General features: G+C 44.3%; 1 protein-coding gene. It reads left to right on the forward strand.

Annotated elements, in window-relative coordinates; all coding sequences use genetic code 11:
- On the forward strand, positions 1-663 hold a 663-nt coding region (locus tag BCU75_RS19740; RefSeq protein WP_106427148.1), incomplete at its 5' end, for an IS6 family transposase.
- Between the last annotated feature and the right edge of the window lie 53 nt (positions 664-716).

Consider the following 716-nt stretch of genomic DNA (forward strand, 5'->3'; position numbering starts at 1 on the left):
CCCTCTGAAGTTATTCTCGAAACCGTACGTTATTATCTCGCCTATAAACTCAGTTATCGTGAAATTGAAGAGATACAACTGGAGCGCGGAGTTGTTGTGGATCACGCCACTATTAATCGTTGGGTTATAAAATTTACGCCAGTATTAGAGCAGAGAGCGAGGCGTAGAAAGAAGCCTGTATCCGGCTCGTGGCGAATGGATGAAACCTACATCAAAGTAAAAGGTAAGTGGGTCTACTATTACCGAGCGGTCGATAAATTTGGAAACGTGGTCGATTATTATCTTAGCCCGAACCGTGACGAGTCCGCGGCTAAAGCCTTTCTGAATAAGGCCATTGCGCAAAATGGGTTGCCAGAAAAAGTGGTTATCGATGGAAGTAAAAGTAACTACGCTGCCCTTGATTCGATGAATGTTCAGCTTTGGTTAACCGGTTACTTTATGCTCTCACTGGTAGAAATTTATAACATAAAATATCTGAACAATATCGTTGAGCAAAGTCACCGTTGGGTGAAGCAGAAAACACGTCAAGCACTAGGTTGGAAGTCAATGGAAGGAGCCCTGGCAAGTTTGCATGGACGAGAAGTGTGGACGATGTTGAAACAAGAGCAGATAGATGTTGAAGGTCAGACGGTCTTTGAACGATTCTACGCACTCGCAGTATAATTGTATCTGCAGGGTTGGTCTGTCACGCCTCTAACTAGGTTTGCGACAGAACC

Source organism: Vibrio splendidus (assembly GCF_002873455.1).
Taxonomy (GTDB): Bacteria; Pseudomonadota; Gammaproteobacteria; order Enterobacterales; family Vibrionaceae; genus Vibrio; species Vibrio splendidus_J.